The sequence below is a fragment of the Nocardioides sp. LHG3406-4 genome (assembly GCF_049897745.1).
Classification (GTDB): Bacteria; Actinomycetota; Actinomycetes; order Propionibacteriales; family Nocardioidaceae; genus Nocardioides.
The window spans coordinates 608,905-633,582 of the sequence record NZ_JAFCWV010000001.1; the positions used below are offsets into that span (position 1 = coordinate 608,905).

The 24,678-nt window shown below is 69.3% G+C and carries 28 protein-coding genes; 12 read left to right on the top strand and 16 right to left on the bottom strand.

Annotated features, from left to right (window positions below):
• Positions 1–53: 53 nt before the first annotated feature.
• The 12 genes from ACP7BP_RS02950 to ACP7BP_RS03005 all read right to left on the bottom strand — a co-directional run bounded on the left by ACP7BP_RS02950 (position 54) and on the right by ACP7BP_RS03005 (position 11,533).
• Complete coding sequence (locus ACP7BP_RS02950; protein ID WP_426242326.1) at positions 54–200, bottom strand: hypothetical protein; 147 nt, start codon at positions 198–200, stop codon at positions 54–56.
• Between the two features lie 27 nt (positions 201–227).
• Positions 228–434, bottom strand: a complete 207-nt coding sequence (locus ACP7BP_RS02955) for a hypothetical protein (RefSeq protein WP_426242327.1) — start codon at positions 432–434, stop codon at positions 228–230.
• A 138-nt stretch (positions 435–572) separates the two neighbouring features.
• Entirely contained in the window at positions 573–1,331 is a 759-nt protein-coding gene (locus ACP7BP_RS02960) for an MBL fold metallo-hydrolase (RefSeq protein WP_426242329.1), read from the bottom strand.
• Between the two features lie 72 nt (positions 1,332–1,403).
• Positions 1,404–2,450 carry a 3-isopropylmalate dehydrogenase gene (locus ACP7BP_RS02965; protein WP_426242331.1) on the bottom strand — a complete coding sequence of 349 codons (1,047 nt, stop codon included), beginning with the start codon at positions 2,448–2,450 and terminating at the stop codon, positions 1,404–1,406.
• Positions 2,450–3,988 (bottom strand): amidase family protein, encoded by a 1,539-nt coding sequence (locus tag ACP7BP_RS02970; protein WP_426242332.1) that lies wholly within the window; start codon positions 3,986–3,988, stop codon positions 2,450–2,452. Before ACP7BP_RS02970 ends, ACP7BP_RS02965 begins: the two co-directional genes overlap by 1 nt.
• Positions 3,989–4,035: 47 nt before the next feature.
• The gene (locus ACP7BP_RS02975; protein ID WP_426242334.1) at positions 4,036–4,851 is read right to left on the bottom strand and encodes an SDR family NAD(P)-dependent oxidoreductase; all 816 of its coding nucleotides are present in this window, start codon (positions 4,849–4,851) and stop codon (positions 4,036–4,038) included.
• Entirely contained in the window at positions 4,848–6,287 is a 1,440-nt protein-coding gene (locus ACP7BP_RS02980) for an aldehyde dehydrogenase family protein (RefSeq protein ID WP_426242336.1), read from the bottom strand. The genes ACP7BP_RS02975 and ACP7BP_RS02980 overlap by 4 nt, the downstream gene beginning before the upstream one ends.
• The gene (locus ACP7BP_RS02985) at positions 6,271–7,152 is read right to left on the bottom strand and encodes an ABC transporter ATP-binding protein (protein WP_426242338.1); all 882 of its coding nucleotides are present in this window, start codon (positions 7,150–7,152) and stop codon (positions 6,271–6,273) included. Before ACP7BP_RS02985 ends, ACP7BP_RS02980 begins: the two co-directional genes overlap by 17 nt.
• A complete protein-coding gene (locus ACP7BP_RS02990) occupies positions 7,152–8,180 on the bottom strand; it encodes an ABC transporter ATP-binding protein (RefSeq protein ID WP_426242340.1) in 1,029 nt (342 codons plus the stop codon). Before ACP7BP_RS02990 ends, ACP7BP_RS02985 begins: the two co-directional genes overlap by 1 nt.
• Complete coding sequence (locus ACP7BP_RS02995; RefSeq protein ID WP_426242342.1) at positions 8,177–9,064, bottom strand: ABC transporter permease; 888 nt, start codon at positions 9,062–9,064, stop codon at positions 8,177–8,179. The genes ACP7BP_RS02990 and ACP7BP_RS02995 overlap by 4 nt, the downstream gene beginning before the upstream one ends.
• Positions 9,061–10,008, bottom strand: coding sequence for an ABC transporter permease (locus tag ACP7BP_RS03000; RefSeq protein ID WP_426242344.1), 948 nt, complete (start codon positions 10,006–10,008; stop codon positions 9,061–9,063). Before ACP7BP_RS03000 ends, ACP7BP_RS02995 begins: the two co-directional genes overlap by 4 nt.
• A gap of 4 nt (positions 10,009–10,012) precedes the next feature.
• Entirely contained in the window at positions 10,013–11,533 is a 1,521-nt protein-coding gene (locus tag ACP7BP_RS03005) for an ABC transporter substrate-binding protein (protein WP_426242346.1), read from the bottom strand.
• Positions 11,534–11,723: 190 nt separating this feature from the next.
• Here ACP7BP_RS03005 and ACP7BP_RS03010 point away from each other — a divergent pair, with 190 nt between their 5' ends.
• Positions 11,724–13,178 carry an amidase gene (locus tag ACP7BP_RS03010; protein WP_426242348.1) on the top strand — a complete coding sequence of 485 codons (1,455 nt, stop codon included), beginning with the start codon at positions 11,724–11,726 and terminating at the stop codon, positions 13,176–13,178.
• A complete protein-coding gene (locus ACP7BP_RS03015; RefSeq protein WP_426242350.1) occupies positions 13,175–13,969 on the top strand; it encodes a FadR/GntR family transcriptional regulator in 795 nt (264 codons plus the stop codon). Before ACP7BP_RS03010 ends, ACP7BP_RS03015 begins: the two co-directional genes overlap by 4 nt.
• 67 nt (positions 13,970–14,036) lie before the next feature.
• Here ACP7BP_RS03015 and ACP7BP_RS03020 read toward each other — a convergent pair whose 3' ends face one another.
• From ACP7BP_RS03020 to ACP7BP_RS03035, 4 genes are all read right to left on the bottom strand, one after another.
• Positions 14,037–15,317 carry a dihydrolipoamide acetyltransferase family protein gene (locus ACP7BP_RS03020; protein ID WP_426242352.1) on the bottom strand — a complete coding sequence of 427 codons (1,281 nt, stop codon included), beginning with the start codon at positions 15,315–15,317 and terminating at the stop codon, positions 14,037–14,039.
• Between the two features lie 48 nt (positions 15,318–15,365).
• A complete protein-coding gene (locus ACP7BP_RS03025) occupies positions 15,366–16,376 on the bottom strand; it encodes an alpha-ketoacid dehydrogenase subunit beta (protein ID WP_426242354.1) in 1,011 nt (336 codons plus the stop codon).
• 1 nt (position 16,377) lies between these two features.
• Positions 16,378–17,544, bottom strand: coding sequence for a thiamine pyrophosphate-dependent enzyme (locus ACP7BP_RS03030; protein WP_426242356.1), 1,167 nt, complete (start codon positions 17,542–17,544; stop codon positions 16,378–16,380).
• 131 nt (positions 17,545–17,675) lie between these two features.
• Positions 17,676–17,864: a hypothetical protein gene (locus tag ACP7BP_RS03035; RefSeq protein WP_426242358.1), complete on the bottom strand. Its 189-nt coding sequence runs from the start codon at positions 17,862–17,864 to the stop codon at positions 17,676–17,678.
• Positions 17,865–18,193: 329 nt separating this feature from the next.
• On the opposite strand from ACP7BP_RS03035, the gene ACP7BP_RS03040 reads away from it, so the two are divergent.
• The 10 genes from ACP7BP_RS03040 to ACP7BP_RS03085 all read left to right on the top strand — a co-directional run bounded on the left by ACP7BP_RS03040 (position 18,194) and on the right by ACP7BP_RS03085 (position 24,671).
• Positions 18,194–18,697, top strand: coding sequence for an Lrp/AsnC family transcriptional regulator (locus ACP7BP_RS03040; RefSeq protein ID WP_426242360.1), 504 nt, complete (start codon positions 18,194–18,196; stop codon positions 18,695–18,697).
• Between the two features lie 170 nt (positions 18,698–18,867).
• Positions 18,868–19,218, top strand: a complete 351-nt coding sequence (locus tag ACP7BP_RS03045) for a flagellar FlbD family protein (protein ID WP_426242362.1) — start codon at positions 18,868–18,870, stop codon at positions 19,216–19,218.
• Positions 19,218–20,006 (top strand): flagellar motor protein, encoded by a 789-nt coding sequence (locus ACP7BP_RS03050; protein ID WP_426242364.1) that lies wholly within the window; start codon positions 19,218–19,220, stop codon positions 20,004–20,006. Before ACP7BP_RS03045 ends, ACP7BP_RS03050 begins: the two co-directional genes overlap by 1 nt.
• Position 20,007: 1 nt before the next feature.
• A complete protein-coding gene (locus ACP7BP_RS03055) occupies positions 20,008–20,904 on the top strand; it encodes an OmpA/MotB family protein (RefSeq protein WP_426242366.1) in 897 nt (298 codons plus the stop codon).
• On the top strand, positions 20,901–21,356 hold the full coding sequence (locus ACP7BP_RS03060) for a flagellar basal body-associated FliL family protein (protein WP_426242368.1): 456 nt from the start codon (positions 20,901–20,903) through the stop codon (positions 21,354–21,356). Before ACP7BP_RS03055 ends, ACP7BP_RS03060 begins: the two co-directional genes overlap by 4 nt.
• Positions 21,357–21,480: 124 nt before the next feature.
• On the top strand, positions 21,481–22,356 hold the full coding sequence (locus tag ACP7BP_RS03065) for a flagellar motor switch protein FliM (protein WP_426242370.1): 876 nt from the start codon (positions 21,481–21,483) through the stop codon (positions 22,354–22,356).
• Positions 22,353–23,102, top strand: a complete 750-nt coding sequence (gene fliN, locus ACP7BP_RS03070) for a flagellar motor switch protein FliN (RefSeq protein ID WP_426242372.1) — start codon at positions 22,353–22,355, stop codon at positions 23,100–23,102. The genes ACP7BP_RS03065 and fliN overlap by 4 nt, the downstream gene beginning before the upstream one ends.
• Positions 23,103–23,105: 3 nt before the next feature.
• Positions 23,106–23,528 carry a flagellar biosynthetic protein FliO gene (fliO, locus tag ACP7BP_RS03075; RefSeq protein WP_426242374.1) on the top strand — a complete coding sequence of 141 codons (423 nt, stop codon included), beginning with the start codon at positions 23,106–23,108 and terminating at the stop codon, positions 23,526–23,528.
• A complete protein-coding gene (fliP, locus tag ACP7BP_RS03080; protein ID WP_426242376.1) occupies positions 23,525–24,391 on the top strand; it encodes a flagellar type III secretion system pore protein FliP in 867 nt (288 codons plus the stop codon). The genes fliO and fliP overlap by 4 nt, the downstream gene beginning before the upstream one ends.
• Positions 24,392–24,401: 10 nt before the next feature.
• A complete protein-coding gene (locus tag ACP7BP_RS03085) occupies positions 24,402–24,671 on the top strand; it encodes a flagellar biosynthetic protein FliQ (protein ID WP_426242378.1) in 270 nt (89 codons plus the stop codon).
• The last annotated feature ends 7 nt before the right edge of the window (positions 24,672–24,678 follow it).

Genomic DNA, 24,678 nt, shown 5'->3' on the forward strand with positions numbered 1-24,678 from the left:
AATTGGCTCGTCATCGTCTTCCGAGGACCCGTCGCACGCGGGCTACTTCGCGCTCAACGGCCCGCGTCGAGAGCCCGGTGACCGTCCACATTCCCGGACAGCGCGATCATGGGCGGTCGCTCGTAGTAGCCATCGAAGAAGTTGGAGTCGTTGTCCGTCGCGTAGCTCAACGCGAAACTGCCGTAGTGGTCGGCCGCCACAGCTCTTCATCCCCGTTCCGGGTGACCCTATTCGGAGCTGCGGCCGACGTTCTCCCGCTGCTCGCGTGCTCGCGCCCTGGGTCGCGGTCCGTGGCGCAGGGCCAACCAGATCGCGATCACCGCGGCGGCAAGCAGTGCGAACAAGAGCATCGTGAGGACGACGAGTTCACCGACAGTGGGAAGGAGGGGGTCTGGTTGACCGCTCTCGTCGGCGAGGATTCGCAGAGTCAGCATGGCGACGAAGGTACGGCAAGATGCCCGCCGAGCGGCGCAGCCGGATCCACGTCACGGGCAGGCCGTCGTACCAGCTGAGCGGGTGCTGCACCGTGCAGACCACGAGCGGGCAGCGACCGCGACCCGAAGGCGGCGGGTTCATCCGATCGGGCGTCGGGCGTTCTCCACGTTCGCCTGGTGAGGGCCGGAGAGCCAGTCCTGGTCCAGGCGCGCGTCGACCGGTTCCTGCCCTCGCCGCAACGCGTCGATGTAGGCATGGTCGGCAGCCAAGCGGGCAGCTACCTGGGGAGCCTCGGCAACGGCGCCGTGGCCGGGTACGACGACATCGACGTGCCTGGCAGCCTCACCCAGCCGGTCGAGCGCTGTCTCGTAGGCGCGCGCCTGATCGGGGCGGCGAGGGTCCAGGAGCGGGATCAGGACGTCGGAGAGCATGTCGCCGGCGAGCAGGACGCCGCGGTCCGCGAGGAGCAGCGCGGCGTGGCCGATGGCGTGCGCCTCATGCTCGACGATCGTGCCCGGCACGGGTCCGCCGGCCGCCGGCAGCGGGGTGACGAGCCCGATCAGCTCGAGGGGAACGCCCGAGGCGCTGCCCGCCGCCATCGTCTGCGCTCGCTCTCGCGCTTCAGTCGCAGCGTGGGCGCCGGCGGTAGTGGCGTAGCGGGGCGCGTCGCCAAACCGCGGATGCCAGAGCAGGTGGTCCCAGTGGGGGTGGGTGGAGAACCCGGCGACCACCGGAAGGTCGAGCCGGTCGAGGTCATCGGCGAGCTCGTCCAGATCGGACCCGTCGATGCCGGGATCGACCAGGACCAGCCCATCCTCCACGCGCACTACGACGGTATTGCTCCAGACCCATGCGCTCTGACGGACCCAGACGCCGTCGGCCACCTGACTCAGCATCGATGGATGCTGACAGGTGCGTGCACCCAGGCGCAATCACGCTGGGTCGTGAGAGCGCCCCGGCCGCTATGGCTAGGAGACGAAGGACGTCGCCGCGTCACCGAAGTCGACCGTGCGGACCTCCCTGCCCCCGGCGGCGAGCTCGGCCGAGGCACGTGCGACTGCCGTGCGACACCGTTCGGCCGCTGCGTCCAGGCCCAGGTGATCGAGCATCATGCCCGCGGACAGGATCGCTGCCGCCGGGTGCGCGCGACCGGATCCTGCGATGTCGGGCGCCGAGCCGTGAACGGGCTCGAACATGCTGGGGAAGGCGCCGTCCAGGTTCAGGTTCGCGCTGGCTGCGAACCCCAAGCCACCGGCGATGGCTGCACCGAGGTCGGAGAGGATGTCTCCGAAGAGGTTGTCGGTCACGATGACGTCGAAGGTGTCTGGTCTCTGGACCATGTGCAGCGTCATCGCGTCGACGTGGGCGTAGTCGACCTCGACGTCGGGGAAGGCAGCGCTCTCCGAGTCGCTCACCGACGACCAGATCCGGCCGGCGTCGACGAGGATGTTGGTCTTGTGGCACACGGTGACATGCCGTCGCCGGCTCGTGGCGAGACTGAAGGCGTAGTTGATGGCCGCCCGGGTCGCGGCGTGCGTGGTGACCGAGGTCTGCACCGCGGTCGCGTACGGCGTGCCGGTCTGTGCGGCACTGGAGCCGCCGGCGTACAGACCCTCGGTGTTCTCCCGGACGATGACCATGTCGCAGCGGTCGGGCGTCAGGTCCCGTAGCGGACTGGCCACTCCCTCGAGCAGCTTCACCGGGCGGACGTTGACGGACTGGCGGAAGTGACGGCGGATGCCGACGATGACGCCCCGCTCGAGAATGCCGGGCGGCACGCGTGGGTCGCCCAGCGCGCCGAGAAGGATCGCGTCGGCCTTCGCCAGTCGGGCGAGGTCCTCGTCGTCGAGCACGTGACCCGACTCCAGGTAGCGTCGCGCTCCCAGGTCGACGGCCTCGGGCTCGAGCGTCACACCGTCGACCCGGGCCGCTGCCGTGGCTACCTTGAGTGCTTCGTCGGTCACCTCGGGGCCGATCCCGTCGCCGGCGATGACGGCGATCGTCCTGGTCGACATCAGGCGGCCCGATCCGTGGTGATGGTGAGCCCGGCCTGTTCCAGGTCGTGCGCCAGGCGGAGCAGCGAGCTCTCGGCGTACCAGCCTCCGACGAGCATCACGCCGACCGGCAGACCCCCGGGACCCGGGACTGGCACGGACAGTGCTGGGTGCCCGGTGTGGTTGTACGCGCAGGTGTTGGAGATGAGCGCCGGATCCAGGGCCATCCGCACCGATTCGAGGTCGGGAACCGTGGTCGAAGGCAAGGATGGCGCCTGGATGCAGGTCGTCGGCATCAGCAGCACGTCGACGTCCGAGAGCAGCGCGTCGTACTGCCTGCGCAACGCCACCGCCACGTTCTGGGCCCGCGCGTAGTAGGCGCCCCCGTACTTGTCCCACAGGTAGCCGCCGACCGAGGCGGCGAACTTCACGCTGGCGAAGAGCCGGTCTCCGCGCTGCTCGAGGCCTGCCGAGCCGACCAGGCCGATGCGCTCGTCGTAGAAGCCCTTGCCGATCGGGCCGACGCCGCCGGACCCGAGCATGTACTGGGCGGCGCCCTGCAGCAGCAGCGAGCCGTGCACGTCCATGGCACTGCTGTGCAACGGGACGGACACAGGGGTGACGTCGTGCCCGAGCTCCGCGACCGCTCGAGCGACGGTGCGGACCGTCTCGTCCACGTCGGGATCGGACAGGTCCTGACGGTCGAAGCCCTCGGCGAGGATGCCCACCCGCAGGGGCCCCCGGGTCTCGCCGAGCCGGCTGACGTAGTCCTCGTCATCGTGGTGACTCTGCCGTGGGTCCAGCCCGTCGAAGCCGGCGATCGCTGTGAGCAGCCTGGCCACCGCCTCCACGCTGCCCCCGATGGGGCCGAGGTGGTCCAGGCTCGGGTCGATGGGTGCGCACCCGGTGTAGGGAATCAGCCCGTACGTCGGCTTCATGCCGTAGACGCCGCACAGACTCGCGGGGATGCGGATGCTTCCGCCCTGGTCGGCGCCGATGCCCGAGTGCACGGCACCGGAGGCCACCAGTGCCGCTACGCCGCTCGAGGACCCGCCCGCCGAACGCGACGGGTCGCGAGGATTGCGGACCTGTCCCGTGGCCGCCGAGACGCTGGCGCCCGAGAGGCACATGTCCTCCGTCGTGGCCAGGCCCCGGATCCGGCCTCCTGCGTCGAGCACCCGGGTCACGACGGTGGCGTCGAAGGCGGCGGTGTTGCCCTCCAGGATGGTCGAGCCTGCGGTCATGGGCTGACCGGCCACGGGGATGATGTCCTTGAGCACGATGTCGTGCCCGGCGAGGACCCCGTTGTCGGCGCCCTCGACGTCACAGCGCCACACCCAGCCGTTGTGCTCGTTCTCCGACGCTTGGGGCCGGGCCCCTGCGGTGCGGGGATAGCCCGACGGCAGCTCGAAAGCCTCCACGCCGCCCAGTCGGTCGCATCCGTCGAACGTCCCGCGTCCGAGGGTCGCCAGCAGCTCGGCCTCCTCGTCCGAGAGTCGCACTCCTCGGCGGGCGGCGGCATCCAGCAGCTCGCGCGGATGCGGGTCGTAGATCACCATCGTTGTCTCGTCCTTCGTCTGAGCAGGGAAAGTGCCGGAGCCTCGTGTCACATGGGCGGGGTGTAGCGCCCGTCCTGGGCGGTCCACCCGCCGTCGACGGTCAGCATCGAGCCGGTCACGAACGTGCTGGCGTCGCTCACCAGGTAGACGACCGCGCCGGTGAGCTCCGACGGCCTCGCCCAGCGCCCCAGGGCGGACTTGGCCGCATAGGCCCGGTTCCAGTCCTCGTTCGCCCGCAACGGCTCGGTGAGCGCGGTCTCGACCACGCCCGGACGGATGGCGTTGGCTCGCACGTTCTGCGGCCCGAACTCGCAGGCGGCCGTCCGGAGCAGCATCTCCAGCCCGGCCTTGGTGGCGGCGTACACCCCTTGCCCCTGCTCGACCGTCGTGGCCCGGATGGAGGAGAACCCGACGATGCTGCCGCCGCCGTTGGCGGCCATGCGTGGTCCGAAGGCGCGAAGCAGACGGAAGGAGGCGCCGAGATTGAGCTCCGTGACGCGCTGGAAGTCCTCGTCGGTGTAGTCGCTGATGAGCTTCCGCACGTTGATCGCCGGGGTGAACACCAGCGCGTCGACGGCCCCGACGCGCTCGGCGAACGCGTCGACGGCCTCACCGTCGAGGAGGTCCACCGCGTGCCCCTCGCTGCCGTTGCCGAGGGTGGGAGCCAGCTCGTCGACGGACGACTGGTCGCGGTCGGCAGCAAGGACGCGCGCCCCGTGAGCGGCCAGCGCGTAGGCACACTCCCGCCCGATGCCGCTGGCCGCGCCGAACAGCACGACCGTCTTGCCGGTGAGGTCGAACAGGCTGCGGTACGCGTCGATCTCCCGAGCCTGCGTGGGACCGCCCACAGCAGACGTGGTCATGACCGGATCACCGCCATCTTGGTGACGGTGAGCTCCTCGATGGCGTAGCGAGGCCCTTCGCGTCCGATGCCCGAGTCCTTCACCCCTCCGTACGGCATGGTGTCGGACCGGAATCCTGGAACCTCGTTCACGATCACTCCTCCAACTTTGAGGCGGCGGATTGCCGTCATTGCGGTGCTCAGGGACGCGGTGAACACGCTCGCGTGCAGGCCGTAGCGAGAGTCGTTGACCACGTCGAAGGCCGTGTCGAGGTCCGGCACCGACCGCGCCACGACCACCGGCCCGAACACCTCCTCGCTCCAGACGACGTGGTCGGTGTCGACGTCACGCAGCACGGTCGGCACCAGCGCGTCCACAGCACCTCCCGCTACGACGCTCGCACCGTGCTCGAGGGCGTCTCCGATCCACTCGCGCACCCGCGTCGTGGACGTCTCGTCGATGAGTCTGCTCACCTGGGTGGCCTCGTCGCGGGGGTCACCCACGCGCACCTCCGTCGCCCGGTCGGCCACCAGCTTGAGGAAGTCGTCGTAGACCGGCTCCTCGACGATGAGTCGCTGCACCGAGATGCACGCCTGGCCGGAGGCGTAGAAGCCACCGTTGACTGCAGCGTCGGCAGCAGCCTCGAGGTTCGCGTCGGCGGCCACCACCAGCGCCGCATTGCTGCCCAGCTCCAACAGCACCTTGCGAGGAGCCGCGGCACGAGCGATGCGGTGCCCGACGGCAGCCGAGCCGGTGAAGGAGACCGCGCCGATGCGCGGGTCCGTGGTGAGCGCCTCACCCACGTCGACGCCCCCGGTCACCACCTGCACCAGGGCCGGCGACGCGCCCACCGCGCTCGCGGCGTCGCGCAGCACCTTGGCGAGCCACAGCGTGGCCAGCGGGGTCTGCGGCGCCGGCTTGCAGATGACGGGACAGCCGGCGGCCACCGCCGGTGCGACCTTGTGCATGGCCAGGAGGAAGGGGTAGTTGAAGCCGGCGATCCCGACGACCACCCCGATCGGCACACGCTGGTAGTACGCGACGAGCCCGTCGCCCGAAGGCAGCAGGTCGACCGGCACGGTCTCGCCGTGGAGGCGCATCGACTCCTGGGCCGAGAGAAGGAGGGTCAGCAGCGCCCGCTGGACCTCGACGCGGCAGTCCCGCAGGGGCTTGCCGGTCTCGAGGACGAGCAGCTGCTCGAGCTCGGCTGCCTTCGCGGCGATGGTTGCGTGAGCTCGCATCAGCAGCTCGTGCCGCAGCCGGGCCGGAAGGTCGGCTGCCTCGTCCTCGACCGCCAGCGCCGCCTCGATGGCCTTGCGTGCCAGGTCGGCGGTGCCGGTCGGGGCGCGCGAGATCTCCGACCCGTCGTACGGGAAGTGGACGGGCTCGGTGGTCGGTGTGTCGATCCAGTCGTCGCCGATCGGGAGCCCGGTCGGGACTTCAAGCGGAAGGTGCATGGGGAGCGTCTCCTGACGGATTCGTCGAGAAAGTCGGGTGGTGGTCTGTCGGACGGTCGTCGCGCTTGGCCGGGCGGAACTTCAGGACGGGAGACGCGGCGAGCAAGGCCTGGGTGTACTCGTGGCGCGGGTTGCCGTAGACGTCGACGGTGCTACCCGTCTCGACGATGGACCCCTCACTCAGGACAGCCACGGTGTCGCACACACGGCGGACGACCGCCAGGTCGTGCGAGACGAAGACCATGCTGACGCCGGTCTGCTCGGTCAGCTCGTTCAAGAGGTTGAGGATCTGGGCCCGGACGGAGACGTCGAGCGCGCTCACCGGCTCGTCGGCGACCAGGACGGAGGGGGCGGGCGCAAGCGCCCGGGCGATGCTGATGCGTTGGCGCTGTCCTCCGGAGAACTGGTGGGGGTAGCGGTCGGCGGCGCGCTGAGGGAGCCCTACGGCGTCCAGCATTTCCTTGACCCGCCGGTCGACGGTGGCCCGGTCCCGCCCGATGAGCGCCTCCGCGATCACGGCGCGCACGGTCATGCGGGGGTCCAGGGAGCTCATGGGGTCCTGGAAGACGAACTGGAGGTTGCGTCGCAGGGCCTTCAGCTTGCGTTCGGGCTGCGACGAGATGACCTGTCCGTTGAAGAGGACCTCGCCCTCGGATGGACGGTCGAGCGCCGCGAGGATGCGGATCAGGGTCGACTTGCCGGAGCCGGACTCTCCGACGATCCCGAGCTTCTCCCCCTTGTATAGGCGGAAGGAGACGCCCTTGAGGGCGTGCACGCCCTGCTTTCCACCCCGGAGGCTGCCGCTCCTGCCGTAGACGCGGTGCACGTCTCGCACCTCCACCACAGGGGCGTCATCGGTCGACATCAGTTGGCACCTTCCCGGTCCGTCGGGTGCCAGCACGCGACTTCCCGTCCCATCGTGATGGCGCGCGGTGGCATCTCGAGACACCGCTCGGTCTCCCGCGGGCAACGGTTCCGGTACACGCAGCCGGCGGGGAACTGCCCAGCCGCCGGCACGTTGCCGGGAATCGTCGACAGCACCGGGCTGTCGACGCTGTCGCTGAGGTCGGAGCACTCCAGCAGACCCAGCGTGTAGGGGTGCTGCGGGCGGGTGAAGACATCCTCGATCGTGCCTGCCTCGACGATCGTGCCGCCGTACATGACGAGCACGCGGTCGCAGATGCCCGAGACGACCGCCAGATCGTGGGTGATGAACAGCAACCCGCTGTCCTGAGCGACGACCTCGGCGGTGATCAGGTCGAGGACCTGGGCCTGCACCGTGACGTCGAGCGCGGTCGTCGGCTCGTCACAGATGAGCAGGGAAGGTCGGTTGGCCATCGCGATCGCCAGGACGACCCGCTGGCGTTGTCCCCCCGACAGCTGGTGGGGGTAGGCGTCCGCGGCCCGCGTCGGGTCGGGGAGCCGCACCTCGCCCAGCATGCGCACGGTCTCTGCGCGCGCATCCCTGCGGGACATCGAGCGCTGGTGCAGCCGCAACACCTCGGCGACCTGCTTGCCGATCTTCTGGGTCGGGTTCAAGGCGGTGAGGGGTTCTTGGAAGACCATCGAGATGCGATCGCCGCGAAGGCTCGCGAGCTTCTTCTCCGAGACGTCCAGCAGATCGACCCCCGCGTCGGACAGCTCGGCCGAGCCGGTGCTCGTGAGCCCCTCGGGGAGGAGGCCCATCAGAGCCAGGCTCGTGAGCGACTTGCCCGAGCCTGACTCGCCGATCAGCGCGACCCGCTCTCCGCGGTTGACCGCAAAGCTCACGTCCCGGACCAGGCTGAGGTCGGGTGTGTTGATGGCAAGTCCACGGACGTCCAGCACGCGATCGGCGTCCCGGCCGGTTCCTGCCTGGCGCCGTGTCGAGTCGCTGCTCAAGGAGGTGCTCACCTTCGGTCGTCCAAACGGGGGTCGAAGTGGTCTCGAAGACCGTCACCCAGCAGGTTGAAGCCCAGCACCGCCACGCAGATCGCCCCTGCCGGCCAGAGGCTGAGCAGTGGGTGGCTCGACAGCGCCGTCTGCGCCTGCTGGAGCATGAGTCCCCACGAAGGGGTCGGTGGCGTCGTTCCGAAGCCGAGGAAGGAGAGGCCGGACTCGGCCAGCACGGCGACGCCGTACACGACCGATGCCTGCACCAGCAGGATGCCCGAGATGTTGGGGAGCACGTGGCGGACGACGATCGACAGGCGACCGTGACCGGCCACACGGGCCGCCATCACGTACTCGCTGGACAGCACCTGGAGCGTGCCGGCCCGCGCCAGCCTGGCGAAGCCTGGCGCCACGGCGATCCCGATCGCCAGCATGGCGGTCTGGGTGCTGCTGCCCCAGATCGAGCCGAAGGCGATGGCGAGCAGCAGCGCCGGGAACACGAGCAGCAGGTCGATGACCTTCTCAGCGACCACCGAGACGAAGCCTGAGCTCATCGCTGCGAAGACCCCGAGCGGAACTCCGATCAGGCCTCCGACGCCGACGGTGATCAGACCGACCAGCAGGGCGATGCGGGCGCCTGCCAGCAGATTGCTGAAGACATCGCGCCCCAGCGCGTCGGTTCCGAGCCAGTGCTCGCCCGACGGCGACAGGAACCGGGACGCAGCATCCACCTGCACGGGGTTGTAGGGGGTCCAGACGAACGAGAGCAATGCCGCCACGACGACGGCGGCGACGATGGTGCCGCCGATCATGGCGCTCAGGGACAGGGAGCGGCGCTTGCGGGTGGCCGAGCCGCCCAGCTCGATGCTGCCGCCTTCGGAGATGTTGGCAGAAGTGACGCTCATGTTGCTTTCCTCAGTCGCGGGTCGACGCAGACGTAGAGCAGGTCGACGATCAGGTTGACCGTGAGGATCACAGCGACGATCAGCATCACGATCCCCTGCACCAACAGCTGATCCCGGTTCGTCGCCCCGGTCAGGAGCAGGTCGCCCAGGCCAGGAATCACGAAGACCTTCTCCACGATGATCGTGTCGACCAGGAGCGCCGCCACCATCAGCCCCAGCACCGTGAGGACCGGAACGAGCATGTTCCGCAGTCCGTGTCGCAGGAAGGCGCGCCCCCGGGTCAGGCCCTTGGCCCGCGCCGTTCTCATGTAGTCCTGGTTGAGAACCTCGAGGGTCGCGGATCGCACGTAGCGGCTGAGCAGTGCGGCCTGGACCAGGCCCAGCGTGACGATCGGCATGCAGATGCTCTTCAAGAACGGCACGAGGCCCTCCGTGGGCACCGTCCACCCGCCTGAGGGCAGGACACCCAGCTTCACGGCGAAGATCGTGACCAGGACGATCGCGAGGACGAAGCTGGGTACGGCGATGCCGATCACCGAGCCGGCGACGAGCAGCGTGCCGGTGAAGTGCCGGCGACGGACCGCTGCCAGCACGCCGATCGGGATCGCCACCAGGACCGAGAGGATGAGGCTCAGCACCACCAGCCACATGGTGACCTGTGCCCGCTCGGCGATCTGCGGGCCGATCTCGGCACGGGTGATGTACGACGTCCCGAAGTCACCGCGTGCGACTCCCGAGAACCACGTCGCGTACTGCTGCACGAGAGGCTTGTCGGTGCCGAACTCCTCGCGGGTCTGGGCAAGCGCCTCCGGCGTCGCGTTCACGCCGAGCGCGACCTGTGCAGGATCGCCCGGCACCACCGCCATCAGCCCGAAGATGAGGACGGACGCGACCCACATGGTCACGACGAACGTCGCGATGCGCTTGCCCAGACGAAGGATCACGACATCAGCTCCAAGCCAGCTTGCTGACGTCGAGGCCTTCCGAGATGGCGTTCTTCGGCATGCCCTCGAGGTCGGAGCTCACGATGCTGACGTTGGCGGCGAGGTAGAGCCAGTCGGAGACGGCGTCGTCGGAGAGAAGCTGCATCGCTGCCGCGTAGTCCTCCACCTGCTCCTCCGAGGTCCCGGTGTCGCCCTTCTTCATGAGCTGCTGGAACTCCGGGCTGTCGTACCGGAAGTAGTAGTCGGGGTCTGCGTAGATGGCCAGGTCGCGCGACTCGACGTGTCCGATGATCGACATGTCGTAGTCGGCCTTGGTGAAGACCTCGTCCAGCCACGTAGCCGGGAACTCCATCGTCTTGATGTTGGCCGTGATGCCGATGTTCGCCAGGTCGGACTTGACCACCTGAGCGGCGGACACGGCTGCCGGCAGCGTGGGCACGTCGAAGTCGAAGCTCGCGTTCGACACCCCCGCCTCGGCCAGCAGCTGCTTGGCCTTCTCCGGGTCGTAGGGATAGTCGCCCGAGAGGTCCTTGAACCACGGGTCGGTCGGCGGGACCATGCTTCCCGTGAGCTCGCCGTACCCGTTGGCCACTGCAGTCCGCAGCGCGTCCCGGTCGACGGCGTAGTTGACCGCCTGGCGGACTCGCTTGTCGGCGAAGAGACCGGTCTCGTTGTTCATGGACAGCACCCACTTGGTGGTGCTCGTGCCCTCGACGATGTCGAGCTCGTCGTCGTCCTTGAACTGGTCGATGACGTTGTAGTCCGGGATGTTGTAGATCACGTCGAGGCCGCCGGACTGCAGCGCGGCGATCTGGGCGTTGACGTCGTCGAAGTACTTCAGCGTCACCGTCTTGACCGCCGGCGCATCGCCCCAGTAGTCGTCACGGCGCGTCAGCGTGATCGACGTGTCTCGGTTGAAGTCGCTCATCTCGAACGGCCCCGTGCCGATCGGGGAGTTCGCGAGGTCGTCCACACCTTCGCTGTCGAACATCGCGCCGACGCGCGTGGCCATGTTGTAGAGCCAGTCGTTGCTGGGATTCGCCAGCGTGACGGCGACCTCGGTGGGTGAGACCACCTCGACCTTGTCGACGACGTCCATCTTGTTCTTCAACGAGATCGTCCACGCGTCGCTCTTCACCCGCTCGATGCTGAACTTGACGTCGTCGGCGGTGAAGTCGGCGCCGTCGGAGAACGTCACGTCCGGCTGGAGGTGGAACGTGTAGGTCTTGCCGTCCTTGGAGAGGTCCCAGGACTCGGCGAGCGCAGGCACGATCTCACCGTCGTCGTTCAGGGCCACGAGGCCCTGGTACACGTTGCCGAGCAGCGCCTGGGGGATGGCTGCCCCGTCCGTCTTCGTGAAGTCCAGGTTCGCCGGGGCGCCGATGTTGAGGGCCACGGTGACGGTGTCCTTCTCGCCATCGCCGCCGGCGCTGCTGCTGGAGCCGGCGCCCGCCGAACATCCGGCAAGGACGCCGAGGGTGAGGACGGTGATCCCTGTCGTAACCCAAGATCGCCTAGTCGCCATGACACGCCTTTCGCTCGTGCTAACTGGTCAGGCCAGCACACTTAGTGGTGCACATCACCCTGACATGGCGATCGGTGCCGGTCAATGAGTTGACCCCGAAAACTTACTACTGGTCTGTCCAGTGAACTAGCCGTACGCTGTGTCGACGACCGACAGCGGATAGCCGAGGAGACGGGGAGGCTGGTTGGTGGTGACGCACTCTCTCGACCTGGCCTATCTCGATGCCCTGACGATGGGCGAGCGGTTCCGCTCCCGTGACCTCTCCCCGGTCGAGGTCGTCGACGCCGTGCACACGGTGGTCGAGGCTCGAGAGCCCTACCTCAACGCGTTCCACGTCCGATCGCTCGAGGACGCTCGCGCCTCAGCCGAGGCGAGCGAGCAGCGGTGGAGGGACGGCACGCCACTCAGCGCCCTCGACGGGGTTCCGATCACTCTCAAGGAGAACATCGCCAGGGTCGGCGTGCCGATGGCGTTCGGGAACGCGGGCGTGACCCCGAAGACGCCCGACCGGTCCGCGCCGACGACCCTGCGAGTCGAACGGGCCGGCCTGGTGCTGCTGGGTTCGACGGTGATGCCCGACTGGGGAATGCTGTCCTCCGGCGTCTCGAGCCTGCACGGCGTCACGAGAAGCCCCCTCGACCTCCGGTGGACCACGGGTGGATCGAGCTCCGGAGCGGGAGCCGCGGCAGCCGGTGGGTACGGGCCGATCCACATGGGGACCGACATCGGCGGATCGATCCGTCTGCCCAGTGCTTGGCTGGGACTGTGCGGCCTCAAGCCGAGCTTCGGCCGAGTCCCACTCGACTCCCCCTATCTCGCCCGGGTCGTGGGACCGATGGCCCGCACGGTCCGCGAGCTGACGGCCATCATGGAGATCGTCGCGGGATTCGATCCCGTCGACTACACGGCCCTTCCTCCTGCGGAGATCGACTGGAACGAGCGCGACTGGGATCCCCAGGGCCTTCGCGTGGGACTGCTGCTGGACGCCGGATGCGGCGGACCGACCGATCCCGTCGTGCGCGCCGCGGTGGAGGAGTGTGCCCGCGTCTTCGAGGGGGCCGGCGCCGTCGTGGAACCACTGCTCCCCTTCATGTCGCAGGAGCTGCTGGACGCCCTCGACCTGTTCTGGCGGGTGCGTTCGTGGGTCGACCACCGCGCCCTCGGCCCGGAGGCGCGGAACAGGGTCCTGCCCTACGTCGCCAACTGGTGCACGGCCGGCTCGGACACCTCCGGGGCCGACGTGATGCGCTGCTACCAGGCGATCATGGAGATCCAGCAGCTGACCACGCGCGCGACGGAGCGCTTCGACGTCGTCCTCTCCCCGGTTGCGCCCGTCAATGCCTTCGCGGCCGAGGAGCCGATGCCGTACCACGGCGACCAGGCGACGATGCATCACATCGGGTTCACGGCGCCCTACAGTCTGTCCGGGCAGCCCGCGGTCTCCGTCAACTGTGGCTTCACCGACGACCGTCGGCCCATCGGGGTCCAGCTCGCAGGTCGCAGGTTCGACGATGCCGGCGTGCTCAGAGCCTCGGAGTGGTACGAGCAGGCTCGACCCCCAAGCGCGGCTCCCGCCTGGCCCAGCGATCAGGTCGTACCGTCCCATTGGTCCGCGCACCACGCACAGACACAGGAACGCCGATGAGCACTCACAAGAAGTTCGAGCAGGTGAAGTCGGTTCGGCTGTATCAACGGATCGTGGAGCAGATCGAGGACGCGATCGCTCGCGGGGAGCTGCAACCCGGCGCCCGCCTTCCCAGCGAACGTGAGCTGGTCGTCCAGTTCGGGACGAGCCGACCGACCGTCCGGGAGGCGCTGCGCGTGCTCGAGAGCAACGGGGTGGTGCGGTCGCGTCCCGGGGACCCCAACGGTCCCGAGATCCTCCCCTTCTCGCCTGTGACTCTGCAGAAGCAGCTGACCCGCATGCTGAACTCCGAGGGCCTGAACACCGCGTCGCTCATCACGTTCAGGATGATCCTGGACGGTTGCGGCAGTCAGCTCGCCGCGCAGCTGCGCACGGATGCCGAGCTCGAGGTGATGGAGCAGCGGATAGCTGCGATGGCCGATGCGATCGACGCGGGGTACGAAGCCTTCGGCGAGGCCGACATCGCCTTTCACGACGCGATCGCGGCCGCTACCCGCAACGCCCTGCTGCCGGTGTGCAACGACGTCGTGCGCTCGGTGGTCGTCACCCTGATCTCCGACAAGGTCGCGAGCTCCCAGAACAGCAAGGCCCTGATGCTGGAGTCGTTGGAGCACCACCGCGAGGTGCTGGCCGCCATCCGGGACGGGGACGGCACCGCGGCGTCCCGCATCTCGTGCCGCAACCTCTACGACTACTACAACGGATATGTCTCCGCGGAGGATCGGCCGGCCCTCGGGGCGATGCTGCATCCTGACGATCTCGCGGAGAGGCAGGGCACGACCGGAGGCTAACCTTGAGCTCGGCCCCAGCCGCGGTCTGGCCGACGCGCTTCATCCGGTCGACGACCACGGGTTGCGCCTACGCGGACAGCATCGCGTTGCTCGGATCCGCAAGGATCTCACCGGTGCGGACGAGCACGGCGGACCCCAGCTGGCCGTCCACCAGGCGATGGTCGAACGACAGGGCGAGCTGAGCGACCTCGCGGATCTGGATCTCGTCGTCGACGACCCAGGGCTGCCGCCGGACGGCACCGAACGCCAGGATCGCGGACTCCCCGGGGTTCAGGATCGGGGTGCCGCCGTCGACGCCCAAGGCGCCGATGTTCGTGATAGTGACGGTTCCGCCCCTCAGGTCGCCGGGCTGCGTCCTGCCCGCCCTCGCCGTCTCGATGAGCTGCTCGAGAGCATCGGCCAGCGCCGGGAGCCGCAGTGCGTGCGCGTCCTTGATGTTCGGCACCAGCAGGCCGCGCGGCGTGGCGGCCGCGATGCCGAGATTGACGAAGTCCTTCCGCACGATCTCGTGCGTGCTGTCGTCCCAGCTCGCGTTGATCTCGGGGTAGGCCCGTACTGCCAGCACGAAGGCGCGGGCGACCAGCAGGAGCGGGTTCACCCGCACCCCGTGCCAGGCACGATCCTTCTTGAGCCGACGCACCAGCTCCATCGACCGAGTGACGTCGACGGTCAGCCACTCGGTCACATGGGGAGCGGTGAAGGCCGACCGCACCATCGCCTCGGCGGTCGCCTTGCGCACCCCCTTCACGGGGATGCGCGTCTCCCGCGGATCCTCGTCCTGGCGAAGCAATGCAGGCTGCTCCGGGCTGGGCGCGGAAGCGCGTTCCACATCCTCTGCCGTGATCAGAGCCCCGGGGCGAGCGAGTGCCTCGAGATCGACGCCGAGGGTGCGCGCGAGCATCCGCACGGGCGGCGTGGTCCGCGCGCGGTTCCCTTCGGCGCCGTCGGTCACAGCACCGGGAGAGCCGGCGGGCGACGGGCCGCCGGCCGCACTGCGCGTCGCGCCGAGCCGCCGTAGCCGACCCGCTGCCTCCTTCGGCCCCGGCCCGACCAGCACCTGCGGCTTCTCGTCCGGCTCGGTGGCGTCGGCCGGAGCCGTCGGCGTGCCATCACCGATCACGATGAGGGGCGTGCCCACGTCTGCGGTGGCGCCGGCGTCGACCAGGATCTGCTCCACGACTCCCGCGAACGGGGACGGCAGCTCCACGACCGACTTGGCGGTCTCGATGTCGACGAGCACGTCGTTGATCTCGACCTCGTCCCCGACCGCGACGTGCCACGCCACGACTTCTGCCTCGGTGAGTCCCTCACCGACGTCGGGCAGCTTGAATGCCTGCGATTCGCTCATGCTCGTGCCTCTGTTCGGGAGAGGAGGTGCGTGGACACGACGTCCCGATCAGAACGACAGTGCTCGGTCGATCGCATCGAGCACGCGGTCGACATCGGGGAGGAAGTCGTCCTCGACCTTCGCGGGTGGGTAGGGCAGGTTGTAGGACCCGACCCGCAGGACCGGTGCCTTGAGGGCGTAGAAGCAGGCCTCCGTCACCGTGGCGGCGATCTCGGCGCCGATCCCCAGATAGGTCGATGCCTCGTGGACCACGACCATCCGGCCGGTGACCTCGGCACACCGCCGCAACGCCGGGACATCGAGTGGGGCGAGCGTGCGCAGGTCTACGACTCCCACCGAGAACCCGTCCTCCGCGGCAGCGTCGGCGGCGGCCAGGGCGGTCTTCACAGTGGGGCCGTGAGCCACGAGAGTGACATCGGTGCCGGTCCGCCAGACACGGGCGCGATCGAGCGACGCGGGCTCGGCCTCGAGGTCCACCTCGCCCTTGTCCCAGTAGCGACGCTTCGGCTCGTAGAAGATCACCGGGTCGTCACTGCGGATCGCGGCGCGCATCATGCGGTAGGCGTCCGCCGGGCTCGAGCAGGAGACCACCCGCAGCCCGGCCGTATGGGCGAAGTAGGCCTCGTTGGACTCACTGTGGTGCTCGACCGCGCCGATGCCGCCCCCGACCGGGATCCGGATGACCACGGGGAGCTTCACGCGCCCGGCAGACCGCGCTCGCATCTTCGCCAGCTGGGACACGATCTGGTCGAAGGCCGGATAGACGAATCCGTCGAACTGGATCTCGCAGACGGGCCGGTATCCCCGAAGAGCGAGCCCGATCGCCGTGCCGACGATGGCGGACTCCGCGAGGGGCGAGTCCACGACCCGATCCGCTCCGAACTCCTTCTGAAGCCCGTCGGTCACCCGGAAGACGCCACCGAGGGCACCGACGTCCTCTCCCATGACGATGACGCGATCGTCCTCGGTCATCGCCCGGCGCAGACCTGCGTTGACGGCCTTGCCGAGGGTGAGCGTGGTCGTGGTCGTGGTCGACGGACCCTGGGTCGCCGCGGTCACGTCAGGCCCCCGCCATCGACTCGAGGTAGCGCCGTCGCCCCGCACGTTCCTCCTCGACCATCGGATGGGGCTCCGCGTAGGCGTGGGCGAACGCGGCGTCGAGGTCGGGGTCCTCGATGGCCCGGCACGCGGCCCTGACTTCGAGCGACAGCTCCTCGAGCTCGTCGTCGAGGTCGGTGAAGTAGCTCTGAGGGACGCCGAGGCCGTCCATCAGCGTGCGGACCCGGCGCAGGGGGTCCTTGGCCTCCCAGGCCTCGAACTCAGCCGGGTCCCGATAGCGGTTCGGGTCGTCGGACGTGGAGTGCCCAGCCATCCGGAAGGTGACCGCCTCGATGAGCGCCGGTCCCTCGCCCGACCTGACCAGCTCGGCCGCCGCCTGCGTCACGGCATGGACTGCGAGGACGTCGTTGCCGTCGACATAGAAGCTGCGCAGCCCGAACCCTGCCGAGCGCTGGTGCAGCGGTGCGGCGTACTGGAGCTCTGTGGGGGTCGAGATGGCCCACTGGTTGTTCTGGCAGATGAAGAGGACGGGCAGGCTGCGGGCCGCCGCCCAGTTGAACGCCTCGTTGACGTCGCCCTGGCTCGCGGCGCCGTCGCCGAAGTAGGTGGTGACGACGTGCTGGCCACCGTCCAGCTTGGCGCCCATGGCGTAGCCGGTGGCGTGCAACGTCTGGGTGCCGAGGACCAGGGAGTAGAAGTGGAACCGGTGATCCTCGGGGTCCCAGCCCGCGTGCGTAGCCCCGCGCCACTGGCTGAGCAGCTCGGCCGGCGTCACGCCGCGGACCATCGCGGCCGGGTGCTCGCGGTAGGAGGGGAAGACCCAGTCGGCCTCTCGCAGTGCGCGCATGGAGCCCACCTGGGCCGCTTCCTGGCCCCACGACTGGAGCCACAGGCCGAGCTCCCCCTGCCGCTGCAGGGCGAGCGCCTCCTGGTCGAGGCGCCGGGCACGGGCCATGTCGCGGTAGAGCACCTGCACCAGGTCCAGGTCCATCTCGTAGCGGCGGCCCAGCTCGGTGAGCTGGCCGTCCGGCGTCACGAACTGGACCGCGTCCACCCGGCTCGGCGTCCACTCGGTCTCGAGCTCCTGCGCGGTCAGGGGCGGCCGAAGGCTTCGTGCTGTCCGGCTGGGCGCGGCGTCGGCCACGACCTCGTGCTTGAGATCGGTCATCGGGGCTCCTTGTGCCTGTAGGCGGGATCTTGTCTCCGCGCGCCCCACCGCGGCGGGGTCTCCGACCGCAGGGGAACGACCGGCGTCGGCTGGGCAGTCGACGAGGGCGGCGCGCGCAGTGGGGCGGGGCTCTATCCGGCGGACTCGTGCACGACTGCGCTCAGCCTGCGCACGGGCACCAGCTCGACGTCGGTCACGTGGATGAGGTTGCCGAGGGTCGCGGCCACGGTCCTGGCTTGTCGAGCGGTCGTCGTGATCGTCGCGTCGAACCGCCTGCTGTCGGCGACGGGCGCCGTCAGCTGGGCGGTCAGCACCTCCACCCCCCGTCGATGGAGGACGGAGACCAGGGCGAGGAGGACCGACGGATCTCGGCCGCACAGCGTCACCGCGACCGAGTAGGACGCCTGTGCCTCGACGCCGGCGCCAGCGCCAACTCCAGGGCCAGCTCCAGGGCCAGGGCCAGGGGAGGTGTACTGCGGAAGGTGCACAGAGACGCTCCGATCGGGCCAGGAAGTGACAGTTGTTCGACATTAGTCGTGCTAGTTGCCATCCAAAGTCTCTGAGAGCGTGGCAAACTCGTCAAGTCATCCTCATACAACGTTACGCTTTGCCAAGCTAGCCACCCTGAAACGAGCCGGAGGTCTACACAATGCCAACGCTCGACCGGCTGGACGTCGAGCTGTTGTCGAGGCTCATCGACAATGCCCGAGTGGGAGTCGCCGAGCTCGCCTCGGCGCTGGGGGTGAGTCGCGCCACCATCCAGCAACGGATGCGTCGGCTCGAGGAGGAGGGCATCCTCATCGGCTTCCAGCCGATCATCGACCTGTCGGTCGTGGGCATGTCGGTCCAGGCTCTGGTGAGCCTCGAGATCGACCAACGCGAGATGCCCGCCATCATCGCGGGACTGCGCCGGCTGCCGGAGGTGCTCGAAGTCAGGATCCAGGCCGGCCGGGAGGACCTGCTCGTCCACGTCGCCATCGCATCACTCGAGGAGCTGCAGCGCCTCACAGCTGCGATCGTGGACCTCGACGGGGTGCGCAAGACCACGTCCACCTTCACGGTCTCGACCCCGATCCGTCACCGCGTCCTGCCGCTGCTGAACGAGATCACGAAGGACGCCGGCTGGGGTCGGTCGACGCCGGCGCCTCACTAGCCTCGCGGTGCGCAGCGCGGGCCGAGCACGGCGGCAAACGCGACCGGTCGCCCCCGAGGACGAGCCCAGGTCGACCCCGGATTCCCTCAAGTGCCCCGCGCCCCTGCCGATGGAAGCGGTGCGAGGGAACCACGGACGGTTCCTGGTACAGCACAAGGATGGTGCACCCGATGATCACGCTCACGCGTCTCTCCGGCTCCGAGTTCGCCCTGAACTCCGACCTGATCGAGCGCGCCGACTGCACGCCGGACACGGTCATCACCATGATCGACGGCAAGAAGTACGTCGTGTGCGAGTCGCTGACCGAGGTCGTGGCCGCCATCCGGGCGCACCGGGCTGAGACGATCGCGCTGTCCGCCCTCGTCGCCGAGAACCCGCACGCCCTGCTGGCCGGCCGGATGGCACCGGCCCCCGCACCCGGGTCGGCGCCGCCGCACCTGGCCGCGGTCGCCGTACTCCCCCACCCTGCCGCAGAGGGCGATGACCACGACTCCGACCGCGACGAGGCCGGGGAGCTCTGATGGACCCGGCATCCGCGGTCGGCATCGGCCTGGCCTTCGTCGTCATCATCGTCTCGAACATGCTCGAGGGTGGAAACCCGATGAGCCTCATGCTGCTGCCCCCGCTGCTGCTCGTCTTCGGCACGACGCTCCTGATCAGCATGGCCGGCAGCACCATCCCCGACACCAAGCGCTCGATGGCCGCGCTCAAGACCGCCTTCACCAGCAAGGTGCCGCCCGCCCACGAGGTGGTCCCGACCGTGGTCGCGCTGGCCGACAAGGCCCGCCGCGAGGGCCTGCTGGCCCTGGAGGAGATGACCGCCGAGATCGACGACCCCTTCCTCGTCCGGGGCGTGAGCATGGCCATCGACGGCACCGATCCCGAGGAGGTCCGCGAGATCCTCGAGTCGTCGGTCTACGCCAAGCGCGCCGCCGACAAGCAGGCAGCGAAGTTCTTCGCCGACGCCGGTGCCTACGCGCCGACCATCGGGATCATCGGCACCGTCATGGGCCTGGTGCACGTGCTGGAGAACCTCGCCCAGCCCGAGGAGCTCGGTCACCTGATCGCGGCCGCCTTCATCGCCACGCTGTGGGGCGTGATGTCCGCCAACGTGCTGTGGCTGCCGATCGCCAGCCGGCTCAAGCGCCTCAGCGAGCTCGAGGTCACCCGCATGGAGCTGGTGATCGAGGGCGTCGCCGCCATCCAGTCCGGCTCCAACCCGCGCGTCGTCGCGGCCAAGCTCTACTCCCTGCTGCCCGAGGGCGCCGAGGACCAGGCCGGCAAGTCGGCTGCGAAGAAGGCGGCCTGACATGGCCAAGAAGCGCGTCATAGAGGAGGAGCACGACAACCACGAGCGCTGGCTCGTCACGTACGCCGACATGGTCACCCTCCTGATGGTGCTGTTCATCGTGATGTTCGCGATGAGCGCCGTCGACCAGCGCAAGTTCAACGAGCTCAAGAGCGGCCTCGCCGCGGGATTCGGCCAGCCCGAGGCGATGCTCGACGGCGGAGCGTCGATCCTCGAGCAGCCCGGCTCCGCGGCGGCCGAGTCGATCGTGCCGCAGGCCCAGGCGGCCGACATGGCGCCCGAGGCACGAGACGCGGTCACCCGCGCGGTGGCCCAGAGCGACCGCCTCCAGGAGCAGCGCAAGTACGCCGACGCCCAGGCCGAGGTCAGCCGGCTCGAGGAGGTGCTCGAGCGCCTCCAGAAGGCCCTTCGGGCGCATGGCCTCGAGAACGACGTCCGCACCACCATCGACGAGCGCGGCCTGGTCGTCAGCCTGGTGTCGCGCCACGTCGTCTTCGCCCCCAACGTCGCCAACCTGACCGCACGCGGGCAGAAGGTCGTCGACACCCTGGCTCCGGTGCTCAAGGACATCCCGGACAAGCTCCAGATCGACGGCCACACCAACCAGGTGAAGGTGAAGCCGGCGCTCTACCCGACCGACTGGGAGCTCTCCGCCGCCCGCGCCGTCACCGTGCTGCGACGGCTCGGTGAGAAGTGGCGGATCCCCGGCCAGCGCCTCACGGCGTCCGCGTTCGGCCACGAGCGCCCGCTCGTCGACCCCTCGAAGCCCGGCTCCCAGGCCGTCAACAAGCGCGTCGACATCGTCATCCTCACCTCACTGCCCGCCGAGACCCGGGAGCTCATCCGCGAGGTCGTCGACAAAGATCCCGATCCAGGAGCCCAAGGAGCACAGTCATGAGCGTCACCAACCTGGCGCCCAACGCCACGTCCGCGGCCGCACCCGAGGACGAGCCGAAGAAGAAGGGCGGCAAGAAGAAGAAGCTGTTGATCCTGCTCGCGCTGGTCGTGGTCGGCGCAGCCGCCTGGTTCTTCCTCCTCAAGCCACCCGCAGCCGCCCCGGCCCCCGAGCCGGGCGAGACGGTGGCCCTGGAGCCGATCCAGCTGAACCTCGAGGGCGGCCACTACCTGCGCCTCGGGATGGCCCTCCAGCTCACCGCCGACGTGCACGAGGAGGTCGACGGCAGCAAGGCGCTCGACGCCGCGATCGACCTCTTCAGCGGCCGCGAGGTGGCTGAGGTCAACACCGGCAAGCAGCGGGAGGACCTCAAGACCGAGCTGCTCAAGCGACTCAAGGAGGCCTACCACCACGACGTGCTGGACGTGTACTTCACCGAGTTCGTGACGCAGTAGGGAGGTTTCTCCTCAGGTCTAGTCCATGGGGGCCGATACGGCCTCCGTGAACCCCTCAGCGCCCGCTCCCGCGAGCACGCCCGTCGGCTCTCGCGCGCGCCGTCGCGCCCGCACGGTGCCAGCCGTGGCGTACGACTTCCGGCGTCCGATCCAGCTCTCCCGAGAGCACTCCCGCATCCTGCAGCTGGGCTTCGACGGCTTCGCGCGCCAGGCGACGACGGTCTTCACCTCGGCGCTGCGCACCGTGTGCCAGGTGCAGCTGCTGACCATCGACCAGCGCAGCTACGCCGAGTACGTCGACTCGCTCAACGCCCCGACGTACCTCACGAAGTTCTCGGCCGACCCCATGCCCGGGCACGGTGTCCTCGAGATCCCGCTCCCGGCGACGATGGCCTGCGTCGACCACATGCTGGGCGGCCCGGGCATGGACCACCAGCCGGTCCGCCCGCTGACCGACATCGAGGGCGCGATCGTGCGCACGTTCGTCGAGCGCCTCCTCGGCGAGATGACCTACAGCCTCGCCGGCATCCTGGAGCTGGCGCCGACCGTGACCGGCATCGAGTACAGCCCCCAGTTCGCCCAGGTGGCAGGCGCCGCCGACGTGATGGTCGTGGGCACCTTCTCCCTGCGCATCGACACCCGGACCTCCCCGATGACGATCTGCCTGCCCTTCAACGGGCTGCAGCCCCACCTGGCCCGGGCGGCCGCGCCGGCGCCGGTCTCCGACCGCGAGCGCACCCAGCGCGCGCACGCCGCCGAGCTGCTCGCCGAGGCCTTCAACGACGTCCCGGTCGACGTGGCGGTGCGTTTCCGCAGCACGCGCCTGGATCCCGGTGCCCTCAGCAACGTGGCGGTCGGCGACGTGCTGCGGCTGACGCACCCCGCGTCGGCGCCGCTCGACGTGGCCGTCGACGACACGCCCTTCGCCCACGCCACTGCCGGCGCAACCCGCAACCGACTCGCGGCGCTCATCGTCGCGACCCCCAAGGAGAACCGATGACCGCGCCCACCACCGAGGCCCCCGCAGGTACGGCGACCGCCGCGGCCGTCGCCGCCGCCACCGCAGCCGCCGGCGTACTGCCGTCGGTGCACCCCCTCGTCGCCGGTGAACCGCATGTGGGTGACGACGCCGTCGCCGCGTCCTTCGCAGGCGGCGCCGTGGCCGGCGTCTCCGGGGGTGGCCGCATCGGCATCCTGGTGGGTGCCGACCTGGTCGACGCCCTCTCCTCGAGCCCGGTCGCGGGCCTCGACCTGGCGGCCGCCGTACAGCCCGCGTTCGACGCCGCGGCCACGTCGCTGGGCCACCGTGCCGAGGTGGGGCGCCAGCTGTCTCCGGCGGAGGTCGTCGCCGACCTCGGCGAGCCGTTCACCGTCGTCAGCCTGGCCGCCTCCGACGACGTCATCGCCGCCCTGCTCGTCCCGACCAGCCTGCTGAAGGGTGCGGCCGAGCCGGGAACCGCTGCCGTGCACCCGGTGTCGGCCGCCGCCGACGTCCCTCCCCGGGGCATCGAGCTGCTGCACGGCGTCGACATGGAGGTGACGGTGGAGCTGGGTCGCACCCGGATGACGGTGCGCGACCTGCTCGCGCTCGCGCCGGGCGCCGTGCTCGAGCTCGACCGCGCCGCCGGCAGTCCCGCCGACCTGCTGGTCAACGGACGCCTGATCGCGCGCGGCGAGGTCGTCGTGATCGACGAGGACTTCGGCCTGCGCGTCACCGAGATCGTCGACGAGAAGGCCGCGGTCTGAGTCGTGCTTGAGCTCGTTGTCCGGCTCGTCTTCTCCCTGGCGGTCGTGGTCGGACTCCTCCTGCTGCTCGCGCGCTTCAGCGCGAAGCGGTTCACCAGCGGTGCCAGCTCACCGATCCGGGTGCTGCACCGCCAGTCGCTGAGCCGCAACGGCTCGGTGGCGCTGGTCGCCGTCGGCGACCGGGTCCTGGTGCTCGGCACCACCGACCAGCAGGTCAGCCTGCTCACCGAGCTCGACCCCGACGAGGTCGACATCCCCGAGCCGACCAGCATCTTCCGGCCTAAGGCCGGCGAGGCCTCGATCGCGCTCGACCACGCGGATGACGCGGTCGCCGGCGGCCGTCCGGCCACGCCGGTCGCAGGCTCGATCCTCTCCCCGCAGACATGGCGGCAGGCCATCGAGGCTGCCACCCGGCGGGTGTCATGACCCGTCTGCAGCGCCTCGGGTTCCTGCTGCTCGTGGTGGTTGGCCTCTCCGCCCTCCCCCTCGCGATGTCCTCGCTCCTCGGTGACGCGGCCTCGGCCGCCGTGCCGTCGACCTCGGTCTCCGCCTCGACCCTCGAGACCGCGGCCGCCGCCCTGCCGATGGCTCCCGACGGACCCCGCGGCCCCCAGGGTCCCAACGACACGTCGGTGCGCATCGACCTCGGGGGCCTGACCGACAAGCCGAGCACCTCGGTGACCGTCGTGGTCGCCATGACGCTGCTGTCGCTCCTGCCGGCGCTGCTGCTCACCTGCACCAGCTTCACCAAGATCCTCGTGGTGCTGGGCCTGACCCGCAACGCGCTCGGCCTCCAGCAGATCCCCAACAACCAGGTGCTGGCCGGGCTGGCGCTGTTCTTGAGCCTGTTCATCATGGGGCCGGTGCTGTCGCAGATGAACGACGTCGGGCTCCAGCCCTATCTCGACGGCGACAAGGGCACCAACCAGGCCTACCAGGACGGCATCGAGCCGCTCCGCACGTTCATGCTCGACCAGTCGGGCGACGACGAGCTGAGGCTGCTCACGAGCGTCGCCGGCCGGGACCTGCCCGAGGACCGCTCCGAGGTCGGGATGAGCACCCTGGTGCCGGCGTTCGTGCTGTCGGAGCTGAAGCAGGCGTTCATCATCGGCTTCATCATCTTCATCCCCTTCCTGGTGATCGACATCGTCGTGAGCGGGGCGCTGATGGCGCTCGGCATGATGATGATGCCGCCGGTGATGGTGTCCCTTCCCTTCAAGCTGCTGCTGTTCGTCCTGGTCGACGGCTGGGCGCTGATCATCAAGTCACTCGTCACGAGCTACGGATAGGCGTGCCCTCATGACCGACACCGTCATCATCGAGCTCGCGCTGCGCACCATGCTCGTCTCGCTCAAGCTGTCCGCGCCGATCCTGCTGACCTCTCTCGTCATCGGCTTCGCCATCTCGCTGTTCCAGTCGATGACCCAGATCCAGGAGTTCACGCTCTCCTTCGTCCCCAAGCTGATCGGCGTGGGCGTGGCCCTGCTGATCTGCGGCAACTGGATGCTGCACACCCTCATCACCTTCACGCTCGACCTGTTCGAGGCGCTGCCCTCGATGCTCGCCTGACGGCCGG

Bases quoted from the DNA above. Each gene is read 5' to 3' on its own strand.
- ACP7BP_RS02955 (WP_426242327.1), bottom strand. From the start codon at position 434: ATGCTGACTCTGCGAATCCTCGCCGACGAGAGCGGTCAACCAGACCCC.
- ACP7BP_RS02960 (WP_426242329.1), bottom strand. From the start codon at position 1,331: ATGCTGAGTCAGGTGGCCGACGGCGTCTGGGTCCGTCAGAGCGCATGG.
- ACP7BP_RS02965 (WP_426242331.1), bottom strand. From the start codon at position 2,450: ATGTCGACCAGGACGATCGCCGTCATCGCCGGCGACGGGATCGGCCCC.
- ACP7BP_RS02970 (WP_426242332.1), bottom strand. From the start codon at position 3,988: ATGGTGATCTACGACCCGCATCCGCGCGAGCTGCTGGATGCCGCCGCC.
- ACP7BP_RS02975 (WP_426242334.1), bottom strand. From the start codon at position 4,851: ATGACCACGTCTGCTGTGGGCGGTCCCACGCAGGCTCGGGAGATCGAC.
- ACP7BP_RS02980 (WP_426242336.1), bottom strand. From the start codon at position 6,287: ATGCACCTTCCGCTTGAAGTCCCGACCGGGCTCCCGATCGGCGACGAC.
- ACP7BP_RS02985 (WP_426242338.1), bottom strand. From the start codon at position 7,152: ATGTCGACCGATGACGCCCCTGTGGTGGAGGTGCGAGACGTGCACCGC.
- ACP7BP_RS02995 (WP_426242342.1), bottom strand. From the start codon at position 9,064: ATGAGCGTCACTTCTGCCAACATCTCCGAAGGCGGCAGCATCGAGCTG.
- ACP7BP_RS03005 (WP_426242346.1), bottom strand. From the start codon at position 11,533: ATGGCGACTAGGCGATCTTGGGTTACGACAGGGATCACCGTCCTCACC.
- ACP7BP_RS03015 (WP_426242350.1), top strand. From the start codon at position 13,175: ATGAGCACTCACAAGAAGTTCGAGCAGGTGAAGTCGGTTCGGCTGTAT.
- ACP7BP_RS03020 (WP_426242352.1), bottom strand. From the start codon at position 15,317: ATGAGCGAATCGCAGGCATTCAAGCTGCCCGACGTCGGTGAGGGACTC.
- ACP7BP_RS03030 (WP_426242356.1), bottom strand. From the start codon at position 17,544: ATGACCGATCTCAAGCACGAGGTCGTGGCCGACGCCGCGCCCAGCCGG.
- ACP7BP_RS03040 (WP_426242360.1), top strand. From the start codon at position 18,194: ATGCCAACGCTCGACCGGCTGGACGTCGAGCTGTTGTCGAGGCTCATC.
- ACP7BP_RS03045 (WP_426242362.1), top strand. From the start codon at position 18,868: ATGATCACGCTCACGCGTCTCTCCGGCTCCGAGTTCGCCCTGAACTCC.
- ACP7BP_RS03050 (WP_426242364.1), top strand. From the start codon at position 19,218: ATGGACCCGGCATCCGCGGTCGGCATCGGCCTGGCCTTCGTCGTCATC.
- ACP7BP_RS03055 (WP_426242366.1), top strand. From the start codon at position 20,008: ATGGCCAAGAAGCGCGTCATAGAGGAGGAGCACGACAACCACGAGCGC.
- ACP7BP_RS03060 (WP_426242368.1), top strand. From the start codon at position 20,901: ATGAGCGTCACCAACCTGGCGCCCAACGCCACGTCCGCGGCCGCACCC.
- fliN (WP_426242372.1), top strand. From the start codon at position 22,353: ATGACCGCGCCCACCACCGAGGCCCCCGCAGGTACGGCGACCGCCGCG.
- fliP (WP_426242376.1), top strand. From the start codon at position 23,525: ATGACCCGTCTGCAGCGCCTCGGGTTCCTGCTGCTCGTGGTGGTTGGC.
- ACP7BP_RS03085 (WP_426242378.1), top strand. From the start codon at position 24,402: ATGACCGACACCGTCATCATCGAGCTCGCGCTGCGCACCATGCTCGTC.